The 25,638-nt window shown below is 37.3% G+C and carries 23 protein-coding genes and 1 pseudogene; 23 read left to right on the forward strand and 1 reads right to left on the reverse strand.

The genetic code is table 11. The features are described from left to right. Nucleotides 1-212: 212 nt before the first annotated feature. A complete protein-coding gene (locus M2139_RS06225) occupies nt 213-1,790 on the reverse strand; it encodes a MucBP domain-containing protein (protein WP_280737970.1) in 1,578 nt (525 codons plus the stop codon). A gap of 349 nt (nt 1,791-2,139) precedes the next feature. On the opposite strand from M2139_RS06225, the gene M2139_RS06230 reads away from it, so the two are divergent. The 23 genes and pseudogenes from M2139_RS06230 to M2139_RS06340 all read left to right on the forward strand — a co-directional run bounded on the left by M2139_RS06230 (nt 2,140) and on the right by M2139_RS06340 (nt 25,596). After that, nucleotides 2,140-2,421, forward strand: a complete 282-nt coding sequence (locus tag M2139_RS06230; RefSeq protein WP_280737969.1) for a hypothetical protein — start codon at nt 2,140-2,142, stop codon at nt 2,419-2,421. Nucleotides 2,422-2,939: 518 nt separating this feature from the next. After that, complete coding sequence (locus M2139_RS06235; RefSeq protein ID WP_280737968.1) at nt 2,940-3,422, forward strand: DUF2798 domain-containing protein; 483 nt, start codon at nt 2,940-2,942, stop codon at nt 3,420-3,422. A 213-nt stretch (nt 3,423-3,635) separates the two neighbouring features. Continuing rightward, nucleotides 3,636-4,886 carry an MFS transporter gene (locus M2139_RS06240; RefSeq protein ID WP_280737967.1) on the forward strand — a complete coding sequence of 417 codons (1,251 nt, stop codon included), beginning with the start codon at nt 3,636-3,638 and terminating at the stop codon, nt 4,884-4,886. Between the two features lie 99 nt (nt 4,887-4,985). Next, entirely contained in the window at nt 4,986-5,495 is a 510-nt protein-coding gene (locus M2139_RS06245) for a DNA-3-methyladenine glycosylase I (protein ID WP_280737966.1), read from the forward strand. A gap of 269 nt (nt 5,496-5,764) precedes the next feature. Next, the gene (locus M2139_RS06250; RefSeq protein WP_280737965.1) at nt 5,765-5,998 is read left to right on the forward strand and encodes a hypothetical protein; all 234 of its coding nucleotides are present in this window, start codon (nt 5,765-5,767) and stop codon (nt 5,996-5,998) included. 62 nt (nt 5,999-6,060) lie between these two features. Then, complete coding sequence (locus M2139_RS06255) at nt 6,061-6,642, forward strand: histidine phosphatase family protein (RefSeq protein ID WP_280737964.1); 582 nt, start codon at nt 6,061-6,063, stop codon at nt 6,640-6,642. A gap of 449 nt (nt 6,643-7,091) precedes the next feature. Then, nucleotides 7,092-8,036 (forward strand): annotated as a pseudogene (locus M2139_RS06260) (N(5)-(carboxyethyl)ornithine synthase). A 154-nt stretch (nt 8,037-8,190) separates the two neighbouring features. Next, nucleotides 8,191-8,904, forward strand: coding sequence for a MarR family transcriptional regulator (locus M2139_RS06265; RefSeq protein WP_280737963.1), 714 nt, complete (start codon nt 8,191-8,193; stop codon nt 8,902-8,904). Nucleotides 8,905-8,956: 52 nt separating this feature from the next. Next, on the forward strand, nt 8,957-9,415 hold the full coding sequence (locus M2139_RS06270) for a GNAT family N-acetyltransferase (RefSeq protein WP_280737962.1): 459 nt from the start codon (nt 8,957-8,959) through the stop codon (nt 9,413-9,415). Further along, nucleotides 9,399-9,548 carry a hypothetical protein gene (locus tag M2139_RS06275; protein WP_280737961.1) on the forward strand — a complete coding sequence of 50 codons (150 nt, stop codon included), beginning with the start codon at nt 9,399-9,401 and terminating at the stop codon, nt 9,546-9,548. The genes M2139_RS06270 and M2139_RS06275 overlap by 17 nt, the downstream gene beginning before the upstream one ends. 357 nt (nt 9,549-9,905) lie before the next feature. Continuing rightward, complete coding sequence (mreC, locus tag M2139_RS06280; protein ID WP_280737960.1) at nt 9,906-10,763, forward strand: rod shape-determining protein MreC; 858 nt, start codon at nt 9,906-9,908, stop codon at nt 10,761-10,763. A gap of 6 nt (nt 10,764-10,769) precedes the next feature. Beyond that, nucleotides 10,770-11,273: a rod shape-determining protein MreD gene (gene mreD, locus M2139_RS06285; RefSeq protein WP_280737959.1), complete on the forward strand. Its 504-nt coding sequence runs from the start codon at nt 10,770-10,772 to the stop codon at nt 11,271-11,273. A gap of 160 nt (nt 11,274-11,433) precedes the next feature. After that, on the forward strand, nt 11,434-12,672 hold the full coding sequence (locus M2139_RS06290) for a C40 family peptidase (RefSeq protein WP_280737958.1): 1,239 nt from the start codon (nt 11,434-11,436) through the stop codon (nt 12,670-12,672). A 130-nt stretch (nt 12,673-12,802) separates the two neighbouring features. Continuing rightward, nucleotides 12,803-14,056 (forward strand): competence/damage-inducible protein A, encoded by a 1,254-nt coding sequence (locus M2139_RS06295; RefSeq protein ID WP_280737957.1) that lies wholly within the window; start codon nt 12,803-12,805, stop codon nt 14,054-14,056. Between the two features lie 147 nt (nt 14,057-14,203). Further along, on the forward strand, nt 14,204-15,250 hold the full coding sequence (recA, locus tag M2139_RS06300; RefSeq protein ID WP_280737956.1) for a recombinase RecA: 1,047 nt from the start codon (nt 14,204-14,206) through the stop codon (nt 15,248-15,250). A 401-nt stretch (nt 15,251-15,651) separates the two neighbouring features. Beyond that, nucleotides 15,652-16,173, forward strand: a complete 522-nt coding sequence (locus M2139_RS06305) for a DUF2975 domain-containing protein (protein ID WP_280737955.1) — start codon at nt 15,652-15,654, stop codon at nt 16,171-16,173. A 33-nt stretch (nt 16,174-16,206) separates the two neighbouring features. Then, nucleotides 16,207-16,413, forward strand: coding sequence for a helix-turn-helix transcriptional regulator (locus tag M2139_RS06310; RefSeq protein ID WP_280737954.1), 207 nt, complete (start codon nt 16,207-16,209; stop codon nt 16,411-16,413). A 675-nt stretch (nt 16,414-17,088) separates the two neighbouring features. Then, nucleotides 17,089-18,648: a ribonuclease Y gene (gene rny, locus M2139_RS06315; protein WP_280737953.1), complete on the forward strand. Its 1,560-nt coding sequence runs from the start codon at nt 17,089-17,091 to the stop codon at nt 18,646-18,648. A gap of 449 nt (nt 18,649-19,097) precedes the next feature. Beyond that, nucleotides 19,098-21,506 (forward strand): glycoside hydrolase family 3 N-terminal domain-containing protein, encoded by a 2,409-nt coding sequence (locus tag M2139_RS06320; RefSeq protein WP_280738005.1) that lies wholly within the window; start codon nt 19,098-19,100, stop codon nt 21,504-21,506. A gap of 200 nt (nt 21,507-21,706) precedes the next feature. Further along, the gene (gene ispE / locus M2139_RS06325) at nt 21,707-22,561 is read left to right on the forward strand and encodes a 4-(cytidine 5'-diphospho)-2-C-methyl-D-erythritol kinase (protein WP_280737952.1); all 855 of its coding nucleotides are present in this window, start codon (nt 21,707-21,709) and stop codon (nt 22,559-22,561) included. A 174-nt stretch (nt 22,562-22,735) separates the two neighbouring features. Next, the gene (locus M2139_RS06330; RefSeq protein WP_280737951.1) at nt 22,736-23,416 is read left to right on the forward strand and encodes a metal ABC transporter ATP-binding protein; all 681 of its coding nucleotides are present in this window, start codon (nt 22,736-22,738) and stop codon (nt 23,414-23,416) included. Next, complete coding sequence (locus M2139_RS06335; protein WP_280737950.1) at nt 23,389-24,222, forward strand: metal ABC transporter permease; 834 nt, start codon at nt 23,389-23,391, stop codon at nt 24,220-24,222. The genes M2139_RS06330 and M2139_RS06335 overlap by 28 nt, the downstream gene beginning before the upstream one ends. Nucleotides 24,223-24,429: 207 nt before the next feature. Continuing rightward, the gene (locus M2139_RS06340) at nt 24,430-25,596 is read left to right on the forward strand and encodes a C40 family peptidase (protein WP_280737949.1); all 1,167 of its coding nucleotides are present in this window, start codon (nt 24,430-24,432) and stop codon (nt 25,594-25,596) included. The last annotated feature ends 42 nt before the right edge of the window (nt 25,597-25,638 follow it).

Raw genomic sequence — 25,638 nt, forward strand, 5'->3', positions numbered from 1 at the left:
TCAATAATTTATTACTTGTATAGATTATTGACACTACTATACCAATTAAAGATGACAAAAGTAATATAATATCGCATGATATATTATAGGCTTCCTAAAGTTGATATTCTGACTAATAACATTTTCTTTATTTTTTACTAAGCTTTTAATTTAATAACTTTATAAAAAAGGTGCTAGTAATACTAACACCTTTTTTTACATAACTAACAAACTTATCTTGCACTGTAGAAAGCAATGCCTTCATCTTCCCAGCCTAAGCTAATTAACCAATCGGCTTCTTCACGGCTCTTCGTAAATAAATGAGAGCCAGGACCAGTTGCGTTTGGATTGAAGACCCGGTAAATCGCATAGCCTAAGTTTTCAGGAACCATATAATAGCCAATGCCTTCTTTATTCCAACCTTCAGCCGCTACCGCTTCATATTCAGCTTTACTTAAAGTATAGAAGTGTTCGCCAGAATTTGGGTTATATAAACGATAAACAGGCAAGGCGTTTTCGTAAGCAGGTGTTACACTGTGGAAAGCAATCCCTTCTGCTTGCCAGCCTAAACCGACAATCCAGTCATATTCATCACGACTAGTAGTGTATAAGTGATCGCCGTCACCGAAGTTGTATGCTCGCCAAACAGGTAATAAAACTTCATCGGGAACAGATCCAGGGGTGTCGGGATTATTTGGTTCACTAGGGGTTGAAGGTTTCTTCTTGTAAACATAAGTAACGGTAACGTCTTCTTCAGCATATTTTCCGGTTGGCTCTCCAATTACTTTAACAAAAGTGTAGCCAGCGATAATTTTTTGAGTCGTTGTATAATCGGTGCCAATAAGACCAGGAGTAATAACATCATCTGCCAAGCTTACCCAATTGCCAGCTGCATCATACATACCATATTTAGCAATAACTGAAGATTCTGTTTTCGCTACTAGATATTCAAAGTTTAGGTGTAGAAAAATATCACCGTCTATTTTATTTTCGTTTTCAGGAGAGTCGACCGTAAGCCTTATAAATGGCTCTGATTCTAGTTGACTATCATCATTCGTAAACGTTTTTCCTGCAAGGTCAGTATCATAAACAATCCCTGCTGCTTCTGGATCAAAAGAAAAACTTACATCGTTTGTTGAAGGAGTGTAGGCGTAAGAAAACTGAGGGTTACTTTCTGAAACTGGTACATAATTATCATCTTCATAAATTGATCTTTCTACCACATTTCCAGATAAATTAAGTAAGCCTAATTCGTCATAAGATTTTGAGAAATCTGAATAGTTATTTTGATCTAAAGTGATTGTTTTGGGCGTGTAAAAACAATCCCAAAAAAATACTTGCTCAGCCATATTTAACTTTGAAAAATCAAGGCCGTTTGGTAAAGTTAAATTTAAATTGTCATAGAAATGTAAATACTTTAAATTGTTTGCTGTTTTCACGATATTATCTAATGTTTCTTCAAAATTAGTATTTGTGACAGAAATATTAAAAAAATCTAGTTTTTCCATGCCGGTAAAATCAACGACAGTTAGCAGTTCATCATCTTCTGGGTAGCCTTGTCCGATATCCCATTGAATAGATTCACCAGCTAGGATTTCCGGTGTTAATAGACTAACATCGCCACCTGTATATTTATCGGCAACCATTCTTTGTAATGTTTTATCTGGCATCCAATCGTCAATCGATTCTGCAGCTCTTACTGTAGGTAAGCTTGTTTCAACAGCATCTTCAGCTTCCGCAGTAACAGTTGCTAAAGAAAATGTACTGAGTAGCGCTATGGAAAATAAAGAAATTTTTATTTTTTTAAACAAAATGTTTCCTCCCCAAAATATTATAACTTTTATTATATGATACTCAGTATATTTTAATATTTTTAAAGAGTCAACATTAAAAACTCTAAAACCGAACATTGTTTATTTTTTTTTCATTTTAAGAAAAAAAAGTTGATAATAATAAAAAATATCTGTTCGTTTTTGATGAGTTACTTTCTCGACAGTTCACCAAACTATATGATAAGCTGGGCTAAAATAGGGTTGATTATCCTATAGGCCTATTCTAAAATAAAAGGTAAAATATCACGAATTTATAGAAAAAGAGTAAAAAAGAATATGTATCTTGAAAAACTGCAAAGTGCAAAGTAAATGAAAGGTTGGAATTTAGATGAAACCAATTGATTATAACCATACATTAAGAGTTGAAGTAATTAACGAATATGCCGCAAATGTTCAAAATAAATTGACTAATTATTTAAGACAAACGGAAGTAAGTCTGGAAGATGTAAATAATCCGATGATGATTTTATTTGATGAGTTAGCTGAAATTAAAAGTGTTAACTTATTTGAAAAAACTGATGTTGAGTTGAATGAGTATCTATTCTATTGGAAAAGCCAAGATAAATTCATTCAAAAAATCTCATTAGCCCTTAAGGCTAGTGCAGAATGAATGATTTAAGTAAGGATTCGAAAAAAAAGATTTTATTTACAATTTAGGTAGAAGTATAGCTATATTGTCAAAAAATAGAATATCTGTAGAACAACCAGTAGCTTATTTTTAAGGTGGCTAAAGTGGGGCAGGGAAGAGTACATTACATCAGGTAATTCATAAAGAATTAAACCGTTCGCAAACGAAGCTAAACATTGATATCCAAATGGGATTGTAAAGATAAGTAATCTGTAAATAAGAAGAGTAAGTTTCCATGATAAACGGAAGCTTTTTTTGTTTTTTTAAATGAAATTAAGAGGTTCCCTTATTTTCTAGTGCTAACTCTTATGAGTAAAATAATCAACTTTTTTTCAAACAAGACTTACGGAAATTTTTCAACTTTGCTATAATGGTTTTTGTATAAAAAAGGACGCAGTGAGGATGTCTTAAAGTTTATAACTTTAGTGGCTATTGTAACGAGTTTTAAGTTACAATAGCCATTTTTTTGTACGGATAATCAGGAATATGGAGGAGAAGAAATGCCAACGAATAAAAGAGAAAGTTTGATTTATACCATTATGATGTGCTTTTTAATGGTTTTGTGGATGAGCATTTATAATGTTGCCCTACATTTTGGCGGACTATCAGTGGACACTTTAAAAGCTGCTTGGGAAGGATTGCCCTTTGCTTATGTGGTGGCGATGTTGCTGGATTGGTTTGTAGTATCTAGCATTGCTAAAGGTTTTAGCTTTAAATATTTGCTGAAACCAACAGATAATTCCATGAAAAAAGTGATTACCGTATCAACTTGTATGGTGGTTCCGATGGTGATTTTTATGTCATTATATGGAGCGCTAGAAGTTTGTTTAAAAAGCGGAGCTTGGAACAATATTTTATTTATTTGGTTAGGGAATATTCCGACTAATTTTATTATGGCACTACCATTTCAACTATTAATTGCCGGGCCAGTTGTTCGCTATTTATTTAGAAAAGCCTTTCCGCTAGGCACCGTTTTAGCGTAATTTACCAAAATAAAAAAGTCAGAAATCAGTTTTGCGCTGTTTTCTGACTTTTTTTATGTTTATTTGAAAAATCAGACTTTCGTACCATTCAATTTATTTTAAGCTATGGGAAACTATGATTAGTTAAGTTTTGTGATTTTAGCGATTAAAGAATATGAAAAGGTTACGCTAAGTCGCAATTTCAAATAAAGCACAGAGGAGTTATAGGTTGAAATGAAGAATAATAAAAATGTCCTATTTTTACTTTTAGGACAAGTTATTTCGGTTTTTGGGGGCGCAATTTTACGTTTTGCATTATCCCTTTATGTGTTGGATCAGACAGGACGGGCAGATATTTTTGCGACGATTTTAGCAATTTCCAGTATTCCGGTTTTATTTTCACCGATTGGTGGGGCGATTGCCGATCGCTATGATCGGAGAAATTTGATGGTTTTAATGGACGTTGCTAATGCGGTGTTGGCGGGCATGCTTTTGTTGGTGTTAGGTGGCGGTTTATCCGTTTGGCTAATTGGTGCCCTGCTGTTCGTTTTATCTTTTGTAGGAAGCTTTGATACGCCAGTGGTTCAAGCCAGCATTCCTTTATTGGTTCCGGAAAATGAGCTGGAAAAGGTTAACGGTTTAGTGACGGGCGTGCTTTCTTTATCAAATGTGGCAGCGCCGATTATCGGTGGCGTGCTTTACGGTATCTTTGGGGCACAAGCCTTGGTGGCCTTTAGTATTGTCTTCTTTATTATCGCAGCTGTTATTGAATCTTTCTTGAAGATTCCTTTCGAGAAAAAAGTGTCGGAAGCTGGCATGGTAACGACTTTGAAAAATGATTTGGTGGCAGGTTTTCATGAAGTCCGTAAAAATAAAATTATTTCTAAAAGTATTTTTATTGCCGCATTGGTCAATTTTCTGTTAGTACCTTTCTTTATTGTGGGGCTGCCAATTATTTTAAGAATGGTTTTACAAGCTAACGATACGGTTTACGGAATTGGTATGTCGTTAGTTAGTGTGGCGAGTATTATCGGGGCGATTTTTGCTATGCAAATTACGAAGCGAATTCGTTTTAATAATTTCTATTTAACTTTTACGATTTCTGGAGTATTGCTGATTGTGATGAGTTTCGGCTTATTATTTGCTGGTAATACAATGGGCAATAATATCGGCTTGTTCTTCTTAGTGATTACTGGTGTGCCAATTGGCATTTTGCTAAGTGCGATTTCGATTTATTTAATTTCCGTGGTGCAAAGAATTACACCGCGAGGAAGCTTAGGCAAAGTTATGGCGACAATCGCAGCAGTATCGCAAGGGGCGGTACCAGTGGGGCAATTGCTGATGGGTGTTTTATTTAAACAAACCAATAGCTCAGTCTTGCTGCCAATGTTAATTATCAGCCTGTTAATTTTAGCAGTATCTTTCTTATGCTACCGCTTATTTAAAGAAACTAAAGACAGCGATATTATTCCTGCTAAAGACTAGTTGTTTTATTAATCGTAAACACGTAAAATAACCGTGAGATGGCCTGTTTGAAAAGGTAGCTATCTCACGGTTATTATTTTTGTGTCAGGCGGTGTCAAAATGAAGAGTTATCAATGGTACAGTGATACGTGGGGGAAGCCAATTAAAGAAGATCGCCATCTGTTTTTATTGTTAACAATTGGTGTTTTTCAGGCGGGCTTAAGTTGGCAAGCAGCCGCTAGTAAAAAAGAAGTTTTTTTGCGTAATTTTTGTCAGATGGACTTTCGTAAAGTGGCGGCTTTCTTTCCTGAAGATATAGAAGCGATTGAAAAAGACCCGGAAATGATTCGCAATCCTCGTAAAATTAAGGCCGTTGTGCAAAATGCCCGGGCGATTGTTGGTTTATTAACGGAATATGAAAGTTTTGCCGATTATTTGTGGGATTTTTATCAAGGCGTTCCGCTAATTAAAGAATATGAATCAGCTGATTTGGTACCTAACATCTTGCCAGAAGCGACAATTATCGCTAAAGATATGAAGAAAAGGGGCTTTGCTTTTGTCGGGCCAGTCGTTACCTGCATGTTTCTGAAAGCTGCTGGCGTCATTCAAGATCAAGTGCTGGATTGTTAGTGATTACTCAGGTGTTTTCTGGTGGAAATTTGCCTTTTTGCCGTTTCTCTGTTAACCTAGAGAGAGAAACAAGTGGAAATTTAGCTAATTTCCCTTGTCATTTTTTTACTAAAGATGATTTTGTTGTCAGTTCTTTACGTTGGAAAGAAAACGGATTCAATTGTTAGGTGAAGGTTAACGGCTAAAAAGCTGTGAAACCCTCAAGCTGCGAATGTCTACCTAGATTATTTATAATGAATAATCTTTTAAATTAGAAGGAAGTGAAAGCTTTGAGACCTTATTGGCCAAAAGATACAGAACCATCTGAGTTAGGACAAACATTTACTGTGAATCAAGAAGTATCCTTTATTTATAAAAGTGAGATACATGTTGGTTTAGTTGAGAAAATGCTGAAAAATTCAGCAATCATTATTTTATATAATGAAAATTTCGATAAAGAAAATCAAACGAAGCTAGTGATTAGTTATTCAAAACTTTTGCCGGTCTTTAAACAACCGGAGTAATTTGTAGGAGGGGCATAGGTCTCTCTTTTTTTGACATTAAAAACTTTGAAAGGAAAGGCTTTATGAAAAGATTATACTTGATGAGACATGGACAGACGCAATTTAATATGATGGGGAAGATTCAAGGTGCTTGTGATTCGCCATTGACAGATTTAGGGATTAGCCAAGCCCAGATGGCGAAAGCTTATTTTGTGAAGCATAAAATAGTTTTTGATGCGGCTTATTCTTCAACGCAAGAGCGAGCGGTAGATACCGCCGAAATTGTTTGCGACTATTTAAAAATAAATACAGCAAAAGGTTTGAAAGAATGGAACTTTGGTTTATTTGAAGGCGAAAGCGAATTGCTAAATCCGAAGATAAAAGAAGGGGAAACTTCTTACGGGGATTTTTTTGTTGTCTATGGTGGAGAATCCAGTAAGGAAGTCCAAGAGCGAATTAATAATACAATAACGAATATTTTTAATGAGCGTGATGGCGAGGAAGTATTATGCGTGAGTCATGGCGGTGCCATGTATAGATTTATTCAAAAATGGCTATCACAAGAGCAAATAAAGGAAATAAAATTTTCTAATTGTTGTATTCTAATATTTGATTTTGCTGATGAGAAATTCCACTTTGTTAAGTCTGTTAACCCAGTCCGATAAAAAATACAGAATATTTAGGCTGAGTAATAAGTTTCAAATTTAGTGCCTTATGAAAGAATCTTTGCTATTTCTCTTAGTAAGTGTTAACGTAAAGATAGAATTAAGTTCTTATTTTGATGCCTATTTTAGGAATATAATGTAAATATAGGCAATAACCATTTTCGAATAATGACTGCAAGACGATTCTTTTTTAGAGAATCGTCTTTTTTTGGCAAATAATTGTCGGAAAAAGATGATTTAAGGTTTAATACTTTAACATCTTTCAATGGAGGTGAAGGCAGTTCGGGAGATTTTTCTCTGGTAAATAGGTAAACAAGTTGTTTTGATATTTTAGAAAAAGCAATTGGTTAATCTTGATTAAGCATAACTAGAGTAGTTTTAAAGTAGAGATGATAAAGTAGTAAAATGTCAGCTTTTGTAGCTAGATTAATAAAATGAGGAGCAAAATTATGAAATTAGGATTTATTCAATCTACTTTTCCAGACGAACGACGGGTACCATTATTACCAGAAGATATTCATGAATTTGAAAACGAACTGCTAATCGAAAGCGGATTTGGGGCAGCTTTAGGGATTGCGGATGAAAGTTATCGCCAAGCTGGTTGCAAAATTTTATCGCGAGCTGAAGTGTTTCAAGAAGCGGACGGAATTTTTTGTTTGAAATTAATGCAGCCAGAAGATTATGACCGGATTCGGCCAGAACAAATGATTATTGGTTAGACGCATCCTTTAGGCTCAGGCAAACCTTTTATGGAGCAGCAAGCTTATCCGAAAAATTTAACCGTGGTGGATTTAGATAATCAGACACCAACGATTCTTTATCAAAAAGCAACTTTTCCAGCAGAATGGTTGCCTATCAATTTTGTCAGTCAAAATAGTTTTTATGCTGGCTATGCTGGAGTGCTACACGCTTGTTTAAGCTTTGGTTTATTGCCGGACGATAATACTAAGGTAGCGATTTTAGGTAATGGCAATGTTTCCCAAGGAGCTTTTCATGGAATTTCGAAATTTACTGCGCAAGTGCGGATGTTTTACCGCAAAACTTTGCCGGAATTTTATCAACAAAAGGAACAGTTTGATTTAATTATTAACGGGATTGAAGTGGGGGCGCAAGGAACGCCGATTTTAACGCTGGCAGATCAATCATTGTTAAAACCGGGTGCTTTCTTAATTGACATTGCCGCTGATGCTGGTTATGCCATTGAAGGGAATCGTTTTACAACAGTGTCTGAACCGATTTATCAAGAAAATAGCCGTTATTATTATACCGTACCTAATACGCCGACGATTGCTTATCACAACGTGAGTAAGTATTTAAGTCAGCAATTTAGTCAGTACATTTATAAAAAAGATATTACGATTTTTAAAGAAAGAGCGTTGCGAGGAAATAAATAAATATTTTATATTGCTGGGGAAAGCTGATGAAATTAGGCTTTTGCTGGCTTTTTTTGTGCAGATTAAGCTATTTATTAAGAAATTTTAAATACTTGTTGACAATACTTAGGTACCTAAGTATTTGGTTTCTAATTTTTGAAAGAGGGAAAAGAGCATGACAGAGTATACAAAAAAACTAATGAAAGATTTATCTTTTGTCGGTAGTGCCAGTCGCCGCTTGCTAGGGATGGGCATGAATCCAGTGAAGAAAAAAGCCCCCGCCCAACAACGGGTCTTGGATATTTTGGCTAATGAAGACGGCTTGACCCAAGGGGTGTTAGCAGAAATTTTAGACGTTCGTCCAAGCTCACTAACCGAAATTTTGAAAAAATTAGAAAGCCGCGGTGAAATCGAGCGAGTGGAAGACCCGCAAGATAAACGGATTAAATCAGTTTATTTAACGGAAGCAGGTCGCAAGAAAACAACGCCGACTATACAACAACAGGATCGTTCAGAAGATTTCTTCTTCGGCTTGAATGAAGAGGAACAGCGACAATTAGATTTATTATTAACAAAAATTATCGCTGGCTGGCAAGAAGATTTCGGTGCCGGTTGTGATTTACCGAACTCACCTTTTGATTCAATGGAATCTTTTAAAGCTATGAAAGAGCAATTGGCGAATGAAATGAAAAATCTTTCACCTAAAGAGCGAAATCAAATGAAACGCGCAGCTCGTGAAAAAATGCGTCAAGAATTTGGTCGTAATCAAGGGTTTGGTCGTCATGGTGGCTTTGGCCCTGTGAATCCAATGAATCCGTTGAACCCAATGAACCCGATGTCAGATTGTAATGATTGTTGTCCGGAAGAGTCTGAGTGGGATAACTGGTAAGTAAAAGATTGCCAGCTCAGCTTACTTAGTCAGAAACTGAGGAGGTATTTTTATGAAAATCCAAATAGCAACCCAATATAGTAAAGAACATTTTGAAGCAATCACTTTAAGAGAAGAAATCTTAGGCTCAGTGGTTGATTTAGAAAAAGAAGATAAAGTAACAATTTTTGTCGCTAAAGAAAAAAATCAAGTAGTGGGAACGGCGGCGGTGCAAGTATATCCTTTCGGAATTGCCCGCGTGCGGCAAGTGGTGGTAGCGCCAGCTTTTCAAGGAAAACAAATCGGAAATCAGCTGATGGACAGCTGCGAACAGTTTGCCAGAGAACAAAGATGCTCAAGAGTCGTTTTAACTGGACGCAAAAGTGCTAGTCCTTTCTATCTGAAACGAGAGTATCAAACCTTTTTAGTCCCTTTTAAAAAACATGACATTGATTTCTTTTGGCTATCTAAAAAAGTATCAGAACCAGAATATCAAGTGAATGGAGGAATTGTCGATGAAAGAAGTTATTGAAAAATCTAAACAAATCATTAAAGAAAATAATGCTCTTTCTAAAGCAGAATTAGAAAAATTAAGGATTGAGTTGGAAGCCAAAACACAACTATTTGGTACGACTTTTGGTGTAACGAACTATGCAATCATCTAAGCCCTGGAAATATGACTTAACAAAAGAGTGTTAGCTGCTAAATTGGATTTGGCAGCTAACACTTTTTGATTTTTAAGTTAAGTCTATTTATTGAAAAGATTTAGCTAAGCTGCTAGCTTTTATTTAAAGTGGCAATAAATCTTCTAAAAATTCATTTAAGTCTGCTTGAGAGACTTTCGCTTCCTTTGGTTTAATGTTAAAATTAAATTTATCAGTTTATGGTTAAAAATAAATCAACTAAATAACTTTTGAAAATAAAACTTCTATTATAATAGAAGAAATTTTGCAAATAACTACGTGAATAAGATCGAAATTGCTTGTTCCGTTTTTTTACTATAGAAAATATGAGGTGCTTTTGTGAAGAAGTTTAATCCTAATAAAAATATAATTATAACTTTGGTAATCGTGATTGTGGCGATTGCGGTGATTAGTTTATCAGCAGCCAAGCGAGATAATGACGGTAACGCCAATGCGGTGCAAGGCACGGTTAATGATACTTTAGGCTTGGTAGATAAGGTCTTGCAGGCACCTGTTAAGCTAGTGGGTAATGCTTTTGGCGCGATTGGTGATTTATTTGACACTTATGAAGAAAATCAACGTTTGAAAAGTGCCTTAGATGAATATGATATGATTGTTCAAGTCAATGATGATTACAAGCGGCAACTAGCAGATTTACAAGAAGATTTAGACATGAATAAAACTTTAGAGTCTTATGAAAAAATTGTCACTAGCGTGATTTCTCGTTCCCCTGATAGCTGGCAAGAATTGTTAGTCGTAGACAGTGGTGCCAAAGATGGCGTAGAGGTCAACATGGCAGTGATGGCGAAAAATGGTTTAATCGGTCGGGTAATCGAAGTTAGTGAACATACTTCAAAAATTGAACTGCTAACTTCTGATAATAAAGCTGCCAACCATTTCCCTGTGAAAATCACTTCAAAAACTGGGGTTTCTTATGCTTTGTTAGAAGAATATGATGAAGCAACTGGGCTGTTTTTAGTAACGCAAATTACTGGTGATTTTGAAATTGAAGCAGAAGATTTGGTACAAACTTCTGGTTTAGGGGGCAACTCACCCGCGGGCTTAATTGTCGGTGAAGTGGTCAGCGTGCAAACGGATAAATTAGGAATGAAGCGGCAAGCTTATGTGCAAGCCTCAGCTGATATGTACGATTTTTCTGCTGTTACTATTATTAAGCGAACAGTTGGAGAGGAGTAAGCGGCTTTGAGAAAATATATTCAGTATTATTTGCCGGTGATTATGTTTTTGCTAATTTTGATTGATACCCAAGTTACTAAGTTTTTAGAACGGGTCAGTCAAGGCATCTTTGTGGGGAATGCCCATTTAGTGATTTTAGTCGCTTTAGTGGCGGTACCTTTTTTATCGAGAAAGTATTTACTTAGCGTGATGATTTGTCTAGGTTTATTATATGATTGTTATTATACGGGCGTCATTGGGATTTATACGGTGGCGTTGCCGTTGGTGGTTTTCTTTATGTATAGTATGAAAACGGCGGTTTACACGAATATTTTTACGATGTTTTTTGGCTGGGTGATTGCGATAACCGGCTATGAGCTCTATATTGTGATTATTCACCTAGTTTTTCAGCTAGGCAGAGTCAATACTTTGTTTTTTGTGACCCGTTACTTAGGTCCTAGTTTGTTATTAAATATTTTATTATTTATCGTTTTTGTCTATCCCTTTCAAAAAATCTTTGAAAAAGGATAAAAATTACAGGGGATTTTAAGCGGTCAATCTAACTGCAATCTTTTTGTAATGTTTCTTTTATCCACTTGTCATAAAGATGTGCTAGAATCTTAAGTGTTATCAAAATAAATAAAATTCATACATTTAAATATAAAGTGAAATTTTTTTCGGAGGAATATAAGTGATTAAAAAGACGATTTCTAAGTTAATGTTAGCAACCTTAGTTCTATCTTTAGCAGCACCAGTTGTGGCGTCAGCTGAAGACTTTGATACACAAATTCAAGAAAAAGAACAAAAAATTGCTGATATTCAAGGTCAACGTTCAGGAATTGAAAGCCAAATTTCAGCTTTACAAGGTGAAATTTCAACAATTAACCAACAAGCAGAAGAATTAGTAGCGCAACAACAAGTTTTAGGCGAAGCTTCTCAACAATTAGTTAGTGAAATTGAATCATTAACAGAACGAATTGCTAAACGTGAATCAGCAATTCAAGATCAAGTTCGCGAAATGCAAGTCAACGGTCAAACAACTGATTTATTCGACGCCGTATTAGCAGCCGAATCTTTATCAGATTTACTTTCTCGGGCATTTGCCATGGGAACAATCGTGACAGCTAACAATGATTTAGTTGTTCAACAAAAAACAGATAAAGAAGCTGTTGAAGAGAAAAAAGCTGAAAATGAAAGCCAACAACAGCAAATCTCTGAAAATCAAGCACAGCTTGAAGCTCAAAAAGGTGATTTAGTTTCTAAACAAACCGAATTAGATGTATTAACAGCAACTTTAGCGCTTGAACAATCAACTGTTGAAAGTGAAAAAGCTGGCTTAGAACAACAAAAAGCCGAAGCTGAAGCAGCGGCGGCAGCCTTAGCAGCGCAAGTGGTAGCAGCCCAAGCTGAAGCCGAAGCAGCACAATCAGCTGGTAATAATAATACCAATAATGTTGTGGATAATGGTGACAGCAACAGCGGTTCAAATGCTGGCTCAACTGGCGGTGGCGGTATTTCAGAAGTTGCCCCTAATCCAGTGGCTCCTGGCCCGGTAGCACCACCAAGCCCAAATGCCTCTGGTAGTGCAATTGTTGATTATGCGATGCAATTTATCGGTGTGCCTTATGTTTGGGGCGGTAAATCTCCAAGTGGCTTTGACTGCTCAGGATTTTGTTACTACGTGTACTTAAATGTAACTGGCAAAAATATTGGTGGTTGGACAGTACCTCAAGAAAGCTCTGGTACTATCATTGATATTTCTCAAGCACAAGCTGGTGATTTATTATTCTGGGGTTCAAGAGGTAGCACTCATCATGTAGCTTTAGCGATGGGTGGCGGACAATATCTGCATGCACCAACATTTGGTCAAACAGTATCTATTTCATCATACTCAAACTATGCACCAAGTTTTGCAGTACGTGTAAACTAAAAAAGTTCATTCAAACAGAAGTCGCTTACGACTTCTGTTTTTTTGTGTTTTTCAATATTTTTTTAATTGTGGTAAAATATTTTAAAAAGGATTGCGTATGTTTATTATGTAGGCAAGAAAAGAGGCAGTTATGAAGGCGGAGATTATTGCAGTGGGGACAGAGTTGTTGTTAGGTCAAGTGGTGAACACTAACGCTACTTATTTATCACAACAATTAACTGGACTGGGTTTTGAAATTTATCACCATGACGTGGTTGGCGATAATCCTCAGCGCTTGCAAGAGTGTTTGGGGCTAGCAGATGGTAGAAGTGATTTAGTAGTGTTGTGCGGTGGCTTAGGGCCAACTGATGACGATTTGACGAAAGATAGCGTAGCAGCTCATGTGGGAGCGGCCTTAGTTCAAGATGAAGCTGGTTATCAGAAACTTCGCGAGTTTTTCATTAATGCACAACGGGAAATGACTCCCAATAATTTACAACAAGCCTTAACCATTGAAGGGGGCATTGCGATTCCCAACCCTAATGGCTTAGCGCTAGGGTGTTTATATCAAGGTGCAGAAACTAGCTATTTGTTATTACCTGGTCCGCCAAGAGAGCTAACAGCGATGTTTACGCAAGAAGTGGCGCCGTTATTAAGTTGCCTTTTCCCAGCCACGGAACAGCTTTACTCGCGAGTGCTGCGTTTTTATGGCATCGGTGAGTCAGCAATTGTAACGGAGCTAGCTGATTTGATTGAGCAACAAGATAATCCAACCTTAGCGCCTTATGCTAAACCTAACGAAGTTACTTTACGGATTACTGCCAAAGCAGCTACGCAAGACGCTGCTAATCAGCTACTTGATGAGCTGGAAGGGAAAATTTTAGCTAAAGTTGGCGAATTTTTCTATGGTTACGGTGATGATAATTCGTTAGAAGCAGTTACCGTGGCTGCTTTGAAAAAATATCATAAAACCGTTGCTGCAGCTGAAAGTTTAACAGCGGGAGAATTTCAATCAACTTTAGGCAGTGTGGCAGGTGTTTCAGAAGTTTTTAAAGGCGGCTTTGTGACTTATTCAGCAGCAACCAAAGTGAAATTTTTAGGACTAGATGCCGAAAAATTAGCTCTTCATGGAACGGTAAGTGAATATTGTGCCAAAGAAATGGCGGAGAAAACTTTAGCGTTAGCCGAAACAGATTACGCTTTAGCTTTTACTGGCGTTGCAGGTCCGGATGAGTTAGAAGGCAAAAGAGCTGGGACCGTTTGGATTGCCTTAGCGCAAAAAGGACAAGCGACTTTTGCTGCCGAATATCATTTCACTCGTGATCGTAGTTATATCCGACATAGTGCTGTTTTGAAAGGTTTAGATCTTTTGCGAAGAGCAATTTTAGCAGAGGTTGACCAATAAAAATATAACTAAAAAATAAAAAAACGAACAAATATTCGTTTTCTGCTTGATTTTTATTTTTGAAACAGGTATGATAGTTCTAGTAAGAGAATAAATTTAAAATTTAAGTATTGATGAAATAGATAAATGATAGAGGAAGTGGATAATGTGGCAGACGATCGCAAAGTAGCATTACAAGATGCGTTGAAAAAAATTGAGAAAAATTATGGTAAAGGCGCCATCATGAAATTAGGGGAGAAGATTGATCAACAAATCTCAGTTATCCCAAGTGGCTCTTTAGCGTTGGATGTCGCTTTAGGTGTCGGTGGTTATCCGCGGGGACGAATTATCGAAGTGTACGGGCCAGAAAGTTCTGGTAAAACAACGGTTGCTTTACACGCGATTGCTGAAGTTCAAAAACAAGGAGGCACAGCCGCTTTTATTGATGCGGAACATGCCTTAGATCCACAATATGCTCAAAAGCTTGGCGTTAATATTGATGAATTATTATTATCACAGCCAGATACTGGGGAACAAGGTTTAGAAATTGCTGATGCTTTAGTTGCCAGTGGTGCCATTGATATCGTGGTAATCGACTCAGTAGCCGCTTTAGTTCCACGTGCCGAAATTGATGGTGAAATGGGTGACTCTCACGTTGGGCTACAAGCCCGATTGATGTCACAAGCTTTACGTAAATTATCAGGCTCTATTAATAAAACGAAAACCATTGCAGTCTTTATTAACCAAATTCGTGAAAAAGTTGGTGTTATGTTTGGTAACCCAGAAATCACTCCTGGGGGCCGGGCGTTGAAATTCTACGCAACCATTCGTTTAGAAGTCCGTCGGGCTGAACAATTGAAACAAGGAACCGACATTATTGGTAACCGCACTAAAATTAAAGTGGTAAAAAATAAAGTTGCTCCGCCATTCAAAGTTGCTGAAGTTGATGTGATGTATGGCTTAGGGATTTCTCAAGAGGGCGAACTGCTTGATATGGCTGCTGAAAAAGACATTATCAAGAAGAGCGGTGCTTGGTATGGTTATAAAGAAGATCGGATTGGTCAAGGCCGTGAAAATGCCAAGAAATACTTGAAAGACAACCCTGAAATGATGGCTGAAGTAGATAAATTAGTTCGGGCAGCCTACGGAATTGGTGATGAAGTACCTGAAGAAGAAATTGTTGGGCAAGAAGAATTGCCTTTAGATGAAGAATAGCAATTAATCAAATGCAGGAAAAGCACCTTTAAGTGCAGTTCCTGCATTTTTGCACTATATTATGATAGAAAAATAAATAAAAAGCGTCCTTTTGGGGCGTTTTTTTATTTATGTAGTTGCTTACTAAAGGCCTGTGATATCAACGTTTTTCGATAATTATATATTGAAAAGCGGATACTAAAATATATAAAACGACAACTTTTTGTTGTTTTTCGATAAAAAGTTGTTGGCTTTCGTTTTTTGATAAGTTATAGTTAATTCAGAAAGTAATTACTGGAAAAAATAAAAACAAAAAAATACGGAAAAAACGACCACTTCTGCTTTATTCTTTTGGCCAAGAAGATAAGTAAAAAGAAGGGTACGAAAAAAATAATATTGAAAATTGAGGGAGCATGAAAAAAATGATGAAAACAGAAAAGAATTTATATAAAGGTTTGAAATGGGTATTTGGTTTTATGACAGCGGTAATGGGAACTGTATCAGTAGCGGCGCTTTTAGTTTGGCTGTTGACGAAATTGCCAGTCTTTACAGAAGCGATTGCCAGTGCCGATATTAGTGAGTTACCTTTTGGAGCGAACACTTTGAAAATAATTAGTTCACCGGTGTTGGTCTTATCTTTAGTAGCTAACTTTGCATTGTATGGCGCGGTTTGTTACTTCGCCCGTAAGTTTTTCAAAAACTTAGAAAACGAAGAAATCTTTGTAGCAGAAAATGTTAAAACAGCGAAAAAAATCGCAGCGTTAATGTTAGTTTTAGCTGTTGCTTCAACTTTACCAGATACAGTCGCTCACGCTAGCCAATTAATCGGTGACAGCTCATTTCTAGATGTGACTTATGTTGTGGTAGCCGCAATCGTATGGGCATTATCAAAAATTTTAGAAAAAGCTAACCAAATTGCTGAAGAAAATGAAATGACAATTTAAGTAAAAGACGAGAGAATGAGGAGAGAAAAACTTATGATTCAAGTAAATTTAGATGTAATGTTAGCTAAGAGAAAAATGCAATCAGGAGAATTAGCCAAGCAAGTCGGTTTAACTAGCGCCAATATCTCGATTTTGAAAACAGGTCGAGCCAAAGCGGTCCGCTTTTCCACCTTAAATGAAATTTGTAAAGTGCTGGAGTGTCAACCGGGTGATATTTTAGAGTATTTGGAAGATGAATAATTAAAATGATTAAGCAATCGATAAGTGGCTGTTTTAGCACTTATCGATTTTTTTGAATTTTGCTTTTTCCATATCAAATTACTGCTAAATTTTCATATTAAACGCATATTTTTCAAAATGATGTTGCTTAGATAACTTTTTCGAAAAAAATGTAACAATTGTGTTACAAAAGTAGTAATTTAAAGTTGACACTTACGGATACAAACATTAGAATAAGATTGTATGTGTGTGTTATACATATGAATTGCTAACTTGATATTTTTTATAAAAAATCAAGAAGCTATAGAGAGTTATCTATTCAATAATCAAAAATTTAGCAGATTTTGCTAATTCACTTGATATTGGTTGATGTATAACTTAAATAATGGAGCAGTTTTGCTGCTTTGTGTGCAAAATAGGTGTTGAAGCAAGCCTATGGGGGTTGTGTAAAAGTAACTATTTTCTTGCCCTTAGAAGTCTGAAACTTTCTTATGGCAATTATTTATAAAATGATCCTATCAGTTAATTATCTTTACTGAATTTGATAATAATCACTTTCAAGAAAAAAGCCTGAAAATATGCTTACTTTTCGTAAGGATAATGGGCTGATTGTGGTGTTTTATAAGAAATTTTAATTGTTAGTATAGGAAAGCAGCAGGCGTTATCAGCTTCAAAGATAGTATGGAGGTGGATTCAATGGGAATCGTTGAAGTTATCCTCGCTATCATTAGTTTAGTTGTCGGTCTTGTTATAGGTGGTTTGGTTATTCGATCACGCTATGAAAAATCGATTGATGGTGCAAAGAACTCTGCTACTGGAATTATTGAACAAGCAAATAAAGAAGCAGAAACTTTAAAAAAAGAAGCTTTGCTAGAAGCAAAGGAAGAAAACCAGAAGTATCGGTCAGAAATTGAAAGTGAGTTGAAGGAAAGTAAGGTAGAGCTTAAGTCTCAAGAAAATCGTTTGCTTCAAAGAGAACAGTCTTTAGATCGTAAAGACGACTCTTTAGAAAAACGTGAAAACTCACTTGAAGAGAAAGAACGGAAACTGGGCACTAGACAACAATTAATTGACGAGCGAGAAGAAGAAGTAGAAAAACTGATTGTTGAACAACAAAATCGGTTGGAACAAGTGGCTGCATTAAGTAAAGATGACGCCAGAGATTTGATTTTGAAATCAACAGAAGAAGAATTAAGTCACGAATTAACCGTGATGATTAAAGACTCTGAATTACGAGCAAAAGAAGAAGCTGATCGCAAAGCTAAGAATTTGTTATCATTAGCGATTCAACGTTGTGCGGCTGACCAAGTGTCAGAAGCTACCGTATCAGTAGTATCTTTACCAAATGATGAAATGAAGGGCCGGATTATCGGTCGTGAAGGTCGGAATATTCGTACCTTAGAAACTTTAACGGGGATTGACTTAATTATTGATGATACGCCAGAAGCGGTAGTATTATCTGGTTTTGACCCAATTCGTCGTGAAGTGGCGCGAATGACTTTGGAAAAATTAATTCAAGATGGTCGGATTCATCCAGCAAGAATTGAAGAGATGGTTGAAAAATCTCGCAAAGAAATGGATGAACGGATTCGTGAATACGGGGAGCAAGCTGCTTTTGAAGTGGGCGCTCACAATTTACATCCTGACTTAATTAAAATTCTAGGACGTTTACGTTTTAGAACAAGTTATGGTCAAAATGTGTTAAATCACTCTATTGAAGTGGCAAAATTAACAGGTGTTTTAGCTGCTGAATTAGGTGAAGATGTTCAATTAGCAAAACGGGCTGGTTTACTCCACGATATCGGGAAAGCTTTAGATCATGAAATCGAAGGCTCTCACGTAGAAATCGGGGCGGAATTAGCCGCTAAGTATAAAGAAAACGCAACAGTAATCAACACGATTGCTTCTCACCACGGGGACGTGGAAGCAACTTCTGTGATTGCGGTCTTAGTAGCAGCAGCCGATGCTTTATCAGCAGCTCGTCCAGGAGCAAGAAGCGAATCTTTAGAAAACTACATTCGCCGCCTAGAAAACTTAGAAAATATTTCTAACAGCTTTGAAGGTGTGGATTCAAGTTTTGCGGTTCAAGCCGGTCGGGAAGTTCGTGTAATGGTTAAACCAGAACAAATTTCCGATATGGACACTGTGCGTCTGGTTCGTGATATTCGTAAGAAAATTGAAGATGAACTGGATTATCCAGGACATATCAAAGTTACGGTTATTCGAGAAACTCGCGCAACTGATTATGCTAAATAGTTAAAAATGAATTTTCGACAACCAGGCTAGTGATAGCTTGGTTGTTTTTTGCTATTTAACAGAGAATTTTGCCTTTGCTTTTTCACCATTTTATAAGTATTTCCAGCTTTTCTGATAAATGAAAGCATTGACAAATCACGCTTGTTATATTAAAATGTAGGAAAGATAAATTTTTGGATAGTTATTGTTTAAAAACAAGCTAAACCTAAGTAATCGCAAAGGACTAAGTGTCGTTGCAGTTATTTAGGTTTTTTTCTGTTAAGAAATCATTTTAAATAATATTTGTTATTTTATTTGACAGACAGGCTGTTTGAGAACGCTTAATTATCGAGAAAAATTAGCTTTGAGGAGGCGACTTTGTTTTAGGTACAGTTTGGCGACAAACTGTTTTAAGATAGCTGTTTTAGCTATCAACGAAGACAAAAATCAACAAGGGGGAAATTATTTTGATGAAGAAGACAGCTTTAAGTTTATTAATCTCATCTTCGCTTTTATGCATCGGTTCATGGCAAACAAAAGGCGAATACACAACAGAAGAGTACACAGACGGTGTAACAACTTTTGTTAAGGTAACCAATCCAAATGGCGGGGAAACATTAAGTTATGCAAAAGATAGTGGCTTGAAATTAATCAATCGCAAAGTCGATGGTTATCGCTATGCTTTTAAAGATGCTAACAGCAATGGTAAATTAGACACTTGGGAAGATTGGCGTAAAGAAGATTCTGAGCGGGCAACAGCTTTAGCTAAAGAATTATCTAAAGAAGAAATCGCTGGTTTAATGTTATTTAGTAGCCATGAAAGAAATCCTGAAAATGGTTTAACTGAAGACCAAATGAAATATTTAAAAGATGACAACTTACGGAACGTTTTAAATGCCGGCGGTAATAATGCCGAAGATACTGTTAAATGGAACAATGAAATGCAAGCTTACGTGGAAGCTTTGTCAACAGAAGGTCATACTTTAATTCCGGTAAACTTCAGTTCTGACCCACGAAGCACAGCCGGTTCTGATGCTCAATACAACTCTGATGGTGCTGATATTTCTCGTTGGCCATCTAACTTAGGGATTGCAGCAACTTTTGATCCAGATATTATGTCTGATTTTGCACAAATTTCTTCTACTGAATATCGTGCTTTAGGGATTGCAACAGCCTTAGGCCCACAAATCGACTTAGCAACTGAACCAAGATGGTTGCGAGTTGAAGGAACTTATGGTGAAGATCGTCAATTAGCAACAGATATGGCGGAAGCTTATGTTTCTGGTATTCAATCTAGCTATGCCGCTGATGGCACTGATCTTGGTTGGGGTAGCAATTCTGTTAATGCGATGATTAAGCATTTCCCTGGAGATGGCGCTGGTGAAGGTGGCCGTGAAGCCCATACTAACGCTGGTAAATATGCCGTTTATCCTGGTGATAACGCTGCTGAACACGTAGAAGTTTTCGTTGATGGTGGTTTAAACTTAACTAGTAAAACTGGCCAAGCTGCTTCTGTTATGAGTTCTTACTCTATTGGGGTAGATAAAAACGGTGAAGCTTACTTTGGCGAATTAGCTGGTTCCGCTTATGATTCTGAAAAAATGGATCTTTTACGTGTGGACAATGACTACGAAGGCATTATTTGTACTGACTGGGGGGTAACGACAGCTACTTCTGATCCAAGTAATCCAGCTTTTGGTATGGCTTGGGGTAAAGAAGACTTAAGCGTTGAAGAACGTCATTACCAAATTTTATTAACTGGTACCGATATGTTTGGTGGTAATAATGATGCGAAACCAGTTTTAGCCGCTTATGATATGTGGCAAAAAGACTACGAAGCAGGCAAATTACCAATTTCAGCTGATGAACGTTTCCAACAATCAGGTAAACGTTTAGTTCAAATGATTATGCAAGCTAATTTGTTTGAAGATCCATATTTAATCACTGAAGAATCAGTAGCGACTTTAAGAAACAAAGATTACAGTGCGGCTGGTTACGAAGCACAATTGAACTCAGTTGTTATGTTGAAAAATGCTGACGAAACCATTCACGCTAGCGATTTAGCTGAATACAAAGAACAAACAGTTTACATTCCAAGTTCATTACGTTATGGCTTCCCTTCAATCTTTAGCCCAGCTGTAAACACAGCTAATCCAACAATGGATGTTGAAGTTGCTAAACAATATTTCAAAGAAGTTTTAACTGATACACCTGTTTATGCTGAAGATGGCGAAACAGTTGTTGAACTTGTACAACCAGATTTAACAAATGTTGATATGGTGATTGTCGGCATGTTAAGCCCTGATAACGGTAGTAACTTTAGTTCTGCTGGTTTAAATGAAGAGGGCTTCTATCCGTTAAGCTTACAATACAGCCCATATACTGCTGACGGCGACAATGTCCGTTTAACATCATTAGGTGGCGACATTTTAGCTGATGGTACGAAAGAAAACCGGACTTACTACGGAAAAACTTCAAAAATCAGTAATGAATATGATTTAACAGCTGTTTTAAACGCTCAAGCAGCGGTAGCGAAAGTTGAAGAAGAAACTGGCAAAGAAATTCCCGTTGTTGTTGCATTAAAAGCGACTAACCCAGTAATTGTTGGCGAATTTGAAGATGCGGTTGATGCAATCGTAACTGGTTTCTCTGTAAGCGACCAAGCTTTATTTGAAATCATCTTAGGTAAACATGAACCTAAAGGCTTATTGCCTGTTCAATTCCCAGCTGACATGGATACAGTTGAAGCGCAATTTGAAGATACTGCCCATGACATGGTAGCTTACAATGACGGCGAATACACTTACGACTTCGGTTTTGGTTTAAATTACGATGGCCAAATCGCTGACGAAAGAGTTGCACAATACGTAAATAAATAAGCGTTAATATTGAAAACAGGCTACCCTGATTTAGGGGAGCCTGTTTTTTTGAAAGAAATTGCGAATCGCTGATTTAAGAACCTTTGTCAAACAGTTAGCAACTCAAAACTATACATTCCTAGCAACCTATGATAAAATAATTTGCGATTATGTTGGTTAGTGGAGGAGCGCTTCATGGCTGACTAAACAAGGAGATCTTTATGGAAATTATCGAAAAAGCGCCAGCGAAAATTAATCTAGGTTTGGATGTGATTGGTAAGCGTCCGGATAACTATCATGAGTTAGCGATGGTGATGACTAGTGTTGATTTAGCTGATCGCATTCAATTGATAGAAATTCCTGAAAATAAAATTATTATCGAAACTAATAAAGCTTTTTTGCCAACTGATAGCCGTAATAATGTTTATCAAGCAATTGATTTAGTCAAGCAACGCTATCAGATTCAGCGAGGAGTTAAAGTTTATATTCAAAAAGAAATTCCGGTAGCGGCTGGTCTGGGCGGTGGCAGTAGCGATTGTGCAGCAGCTTTGCGAGGAATTAATCGCATGTGGGATTTAGGTTTATCTTTGGAAGAATTAGCAGCGATTGGCTTAGAAATTGGCACCGATGTTCCTTTTTGCATTTATGGGGGGACGGCGTTAGCAGAGGGCGTAGGCGAAAAAATCACCCCCTTAGCTAACATCCCGACTTGCTGGGTAGTGTTGGTGAAACCCCCTTTTAGTGTTTCAACGCCGACGGTTTTTCAAAATTTACAAGTTGCTGATTTGCATCATCCTGATATTCAGGGGTTGATTTCAGCGGTGGAAGCCAATGATTATCAGCAAATGCTTGCGAAAATGGGGAATTCTTTAGAGGCGGTAACGATTCGCCGTCATCCTGTGATTCAAAAATATAAAAATCGCATGTTAAAATACGGCGCAGATGCGGTTTTAATGACTGGCAGCGGGCCAACCGTTTTTGGTTTATGTAATAAACTTTCCCGAGCACAACGGGTCTTTAATGGCTTAAAAGGTTTTTGCGATGAAGTTTATCTAGTCCGAGTTTTGAAAAATTAAAGTTTGATTCCGATTTACTTAGGAAATTTCTAGGTAAATCGGAATTTTTTCGTTTTAAGTTGACGAATGAACTTTCTTTTGGTAAATTGTTCTTTGTGGTAAATCGGATTATTTTCGATTTACAATTGAATTGATTTTCTTGAAAAATTAATGATAAAGAAAGCTGAGAAGAAGATGCATTATATAGAAGTGAAAGATTTAACCTTTTATTATGATGAAGAACCTGTGTTAGAGAAGGTTTCTTATACCGTTGATGCAGGGGAATTTGTGATTTTAACAGGAGAAAACGGGGCGGCGAAGTCCACCTTAATTAAAGCTACCTTAGGCTTATTGCAACCAACTAGTGGCACCGTAACGCTAGCGAAAAAAAATAATAACGGGGAAAAAATGCGTATGGGCTACATTCCCCAACAAGTCGCAGCCTTTAATGCCGGTTTTCCTAGTACCGTTCACGAGTTAGTTTGTTCCGGTCGTTATCCTCGCGGACGTTGGTTTAAAAAGCTAACGGAAAAAGATTATCAACATGTGGAAAAAGCGCTGAAAGCTGTTAATATGTGGGAGATGCGCGATAAACGGATTGGCGAACTTTCTGGCGGGCAAAAACAACGGATTAGTTTGGCACGGATTTTTGCGACTGATCCGGATTTGTTTATTTTAGATGAACCAACCACTGGGATGGACGTACAAAGTCGCAAAGAATTTTATAAATTATTGCGCCACAACGCCCATGCCCATGATAAAGGGATTTTAATGATTACCCATGATCATGAGGATATTAAAGATTTTGTTGACCGACAAATTCGGTTAGTGCGAAAGGAGGACTCTCAATGGCGATGCTTTCATATGAATTCATGAGAAGAGCGTTTTTAGCGGCGATTTTTATTGCCGGGATTGCGCCGAGGCTAGGGGTCTTTCTGGTGATTCGCCGACAATCTTTAATGGCGGATACCTTATCTCATGTCTCTTTAGCTGGAGTGGCGTTAGGTTTCTTCTTCAATTTAAATCCGACAATAACCACTTTAATTGTTGTGGTGGCAGCGGCAATTATTTTAGAGTATTTGCGGGGGATTTATCGCACGTATTCGGAAATTTCGATTGCGATTTTAATGGCTGGCGGCTTGGCGTTGGCCTTAGTTTTAATGAGTAAGAACGGCGGTAGCAATACCATGAGTATTCAGTCCTATCTTTTTGGCTCGATTGTTACGATTACCAATCAGCAAGTGATTTTTCTGGGGAGTTTATTTGTGGTGATTACTTTGCTGTTTGTTTTGTTTAAGCGTCCGATGTATGTGTTAACCTTCGATGAAGACAGCGCTCATGTGGATGGCTTGCCTACCCGCTTAATGTCCATGGCCTTTAATGTCGTTACTGGCGTTGCGATTGCAGTGATGATTCCGATTGCTGGAGCGTTATTGATTTCGGCGATTATGGTTTTACCGGCTTCCGTGGGAATGCGCTTAGGGAAAAGCTTTAACGCGGTGATTGTAATTAGCATCATCGTGGGCTTTATCGGTATGCTGGGGGGGTTAGCCACTTCCTTTAATTATGATACACCACCAGGGGCGACAATTACGTTGGTGTTTATCGGGATTTTCCTACTAGTTAATTTAGTCTTAAAATTATTGGTGCGTCTGCGCCGTAAAGAACGTTTAAAACACTAATCTATTGAAAAAGAACGACTAGCCGATTGAAATTAGCTAGTCGTTCTTTTTTTAATCATGGGGAAAAGCTTGTTATTAAAAAGTTTTTCTTACGTTTTTTTTCGTTTTTAGAGAAAAGCTGTGTTATAATTTGAATGATGATTAAAAAATGAATTTAATTTAATTTAACTTAACAATAGATAGTTTAACTTGGAGGGAATTAGGGGAATGAAAAAAACATTCGCTGGCTTTATGGTGGCAGGCTTATTTTTAAGCTGTATTGCACCTGTTGTAGCTGTTGCTGAAGATTTTGATACACAAATTCAAGAAAAAGATCAAAAAATTTCAGATATTCAAAATCAACGCTCAGAAATCGAAACGCAAATTGCCAATTTAGAAGCTGAAATTACTGGTATCAACCAACAAGCCGAAGAATTATTAGGTCAACAACAACAATTAGGCGAAGCTTCACAACAATTAATTGGTGAAATTACGGCTTTAGCTGAACGAATTACCAAAAGAGAAGCCACCATTCAAGAGCAAGCCCGAGAAATGCAAGTCAGTGAGCAAAGTGCTAACTTAGTAGATGCGGTTTTAGCGGCCGATTCTTTATCAGATATGATTTCCCGTGTATACGCGATGAACCGAATTTTAACGGCTAACAATGAATTAATTGTGCAACAAAAAGTCGATAAAGAAACCGTTGAAGTGAAAAAAGCAGAAAATGAAGTGCAACAACAACAATTAGCTGAAAACCAAGCTGTTTTAGAAACGCAAAAAAGTGAAATGTTAGGCAAGCAAGCTGATTTAGATGTACTAACGGCGACTTTAGCGGTTGAACAAGCAACAGCTGAAGGAGAAAAAGCTGGCTTAGAACAACAAAAAGCCGAAGCGGAAAGAGCAGCTGCCGCTTTAGAAGCGGAAAGAGCAGCCGCAGCTTTAGCACAAGCTAATGCCGCTGTAGCAGCCAATAATGGCGTAACTGCTAATTATGGATCGCCAACCGGAACAGCGCCAGTTGCACCACCAGCACCAAATGCTTCTGGTAATGATATTATCAATTATGCAATGCAATTTATCGGCGTTCCTTATGTGTGGGGCGGACGGACACCAAGCGGTTTTGACTGCTCAGGTTTCTGTTATTACGTGTATTTAAATGCCACTGGCAAAAATATCGGTAGCTGGACAGTACCGCAAGAAAGCTGTGGTACCATTATTTCTGTCTCTCAAGCCGAAGCCGGCGATTTATTATTCTGGGGTTCAAGAGGTAGCACCTACCATGTTGCTTTAGCTATGGGTGGCGGCCAATTTATCGAAGCACCAACCTTTGGTCAAACTGTTTCAATTTCCAATATCAGCTTTAACCCACCAAGCTTCGCAGTGCGAGTAAGCTAATTGAAAAGCAGATTGGCTTGTTCTGTTCCCGAGCAAAGTGCA

Source organism: Enterococcus sp. PF1-24 (genome assembly GCF_029893325.1).
Classification (GTDB): Bacteria; Bacillota; Bacilli; order Lactobacillales; family Enterococcaceae; genus HY326.

Excerpts from the sequence above, each read along its gene's own strand:
- M2139_RS06320 (WP_280738005.1), top strand. The coding sequence starts at position 19,098 with ATGAAGAAGACAGCTTTAAGTTTATTAATCTCATCTTCGCTTTTATGC.
- M2139_RS06275 (WP_280737961.1), top strand. The coding sequence starts at position 9,399 with ATGAAAGAAGTTATTGAAAAATCTAAACAAATCATTAAAGAAAATAAT.
- ispE (WP_280737952.1), top strand. The coding sequence starts at position 21,707 with ATGGAAATTATCGAAAAAGCGCCAGCGAAAATTAATCTAGGTTTGGAT.
- M2139_RS06305 (WP_280737955.1), top strand. The coding sequence starts at position 15,652 with ATGATGAAAACAGAAAAGAATTTATATAAAGGTTTGAAATGGGTATTT.
- M2139_RS06270 (WP_280737962.1), top strand. The coding sequence starts at position 8,957 with ATGAAAATCCAAATAGCAACCCAATATAGTAAAGAACATTTTGAAGCA.
- M2139_RS06255 (WP_280737964.1), top strand. The coding sequence starts at position 6,061 with ATGAAAAGATTATACTTGATGAGACATGGACAGACGCAATTTAATATG.
- M2139_RS06235 (WP_280737968.1), top strand. The coding sequence starts at position 2,940 with ATGCCAACGAATAAAAGAGAAAGTTTGATTTATACCATTATGATGTGC.
- M2139_RS06340 (WP_280737949.1), top strand. The coding sequence starts at position 24,430 with ATGAAAAAAACATTCGCTGGCTTTATGGTGGCAGGCTTATTTTTAAGC.
- M2139_RS06310 (WP_280737954.1), top strand. The coding sequence starts at position 16,207 with ATGATTCAAGTAAATTTAGATGTAATGTTAGCTAAGAGAAAAATGCAA.
- M2139_RS06265 (WP_280737963.1), top strand. The coding sequence starts at position 8,191 with ATGACAGAGTATACAAAAAAACTAATGAAAGATTTATCTTTTGTCGGT.
- M2139_RS06335 (WP_280737950.1), top strand. The coding sequence starts at position 23,389 with ATGGCGATGCTTTCATATGAATTCATGAGAAGAGCGTTTTTAGCGGCG.
- M2139_RS06240 (WP_280737967.1), top strand. The coding sequence starts at position 3,636 with ATGAAGAATAATAAAAATGTCCTATTTTTACTTTTAGGACAAGTTATT.
- rny (WP_280737953.1), top strand. The coding sequence starts at position 17,089 with ATGGGAATCGTTGAAGTTATCCTCGCTATCATTAGTTTAGTTGTCGGT.
- M2139_RS06295 (WP_280737957.1), top strand. The coding sequence starts at position 12,803 with ATGAAGGCGGAGATTATTGCAGTGGGGACAGAGTTGTTGTTAGGTCAA.
- M2139_RS06245 (WP_280737966.1), top strand. The coding sequence starts at position 4,986 with ATGAAGAGTTATCAATGGTACAGTGATACGTGGGGGAAGCCAATTAAA.
- M2139_RS06330 (WP_280737951.1), top strand. The coding sequence starts at position 22,736 with ATGCATTATATAGAAGTGAAAGATTTAACCTTTTATTATGATGAAGAA.
- M2139_RS06230 (WP_280737969.1), top strand. The coding sequence starts at position 2,140 with ATGAAACCAATTGATTATAACCATACATTAAGAGTTGAAGTAATTAAC.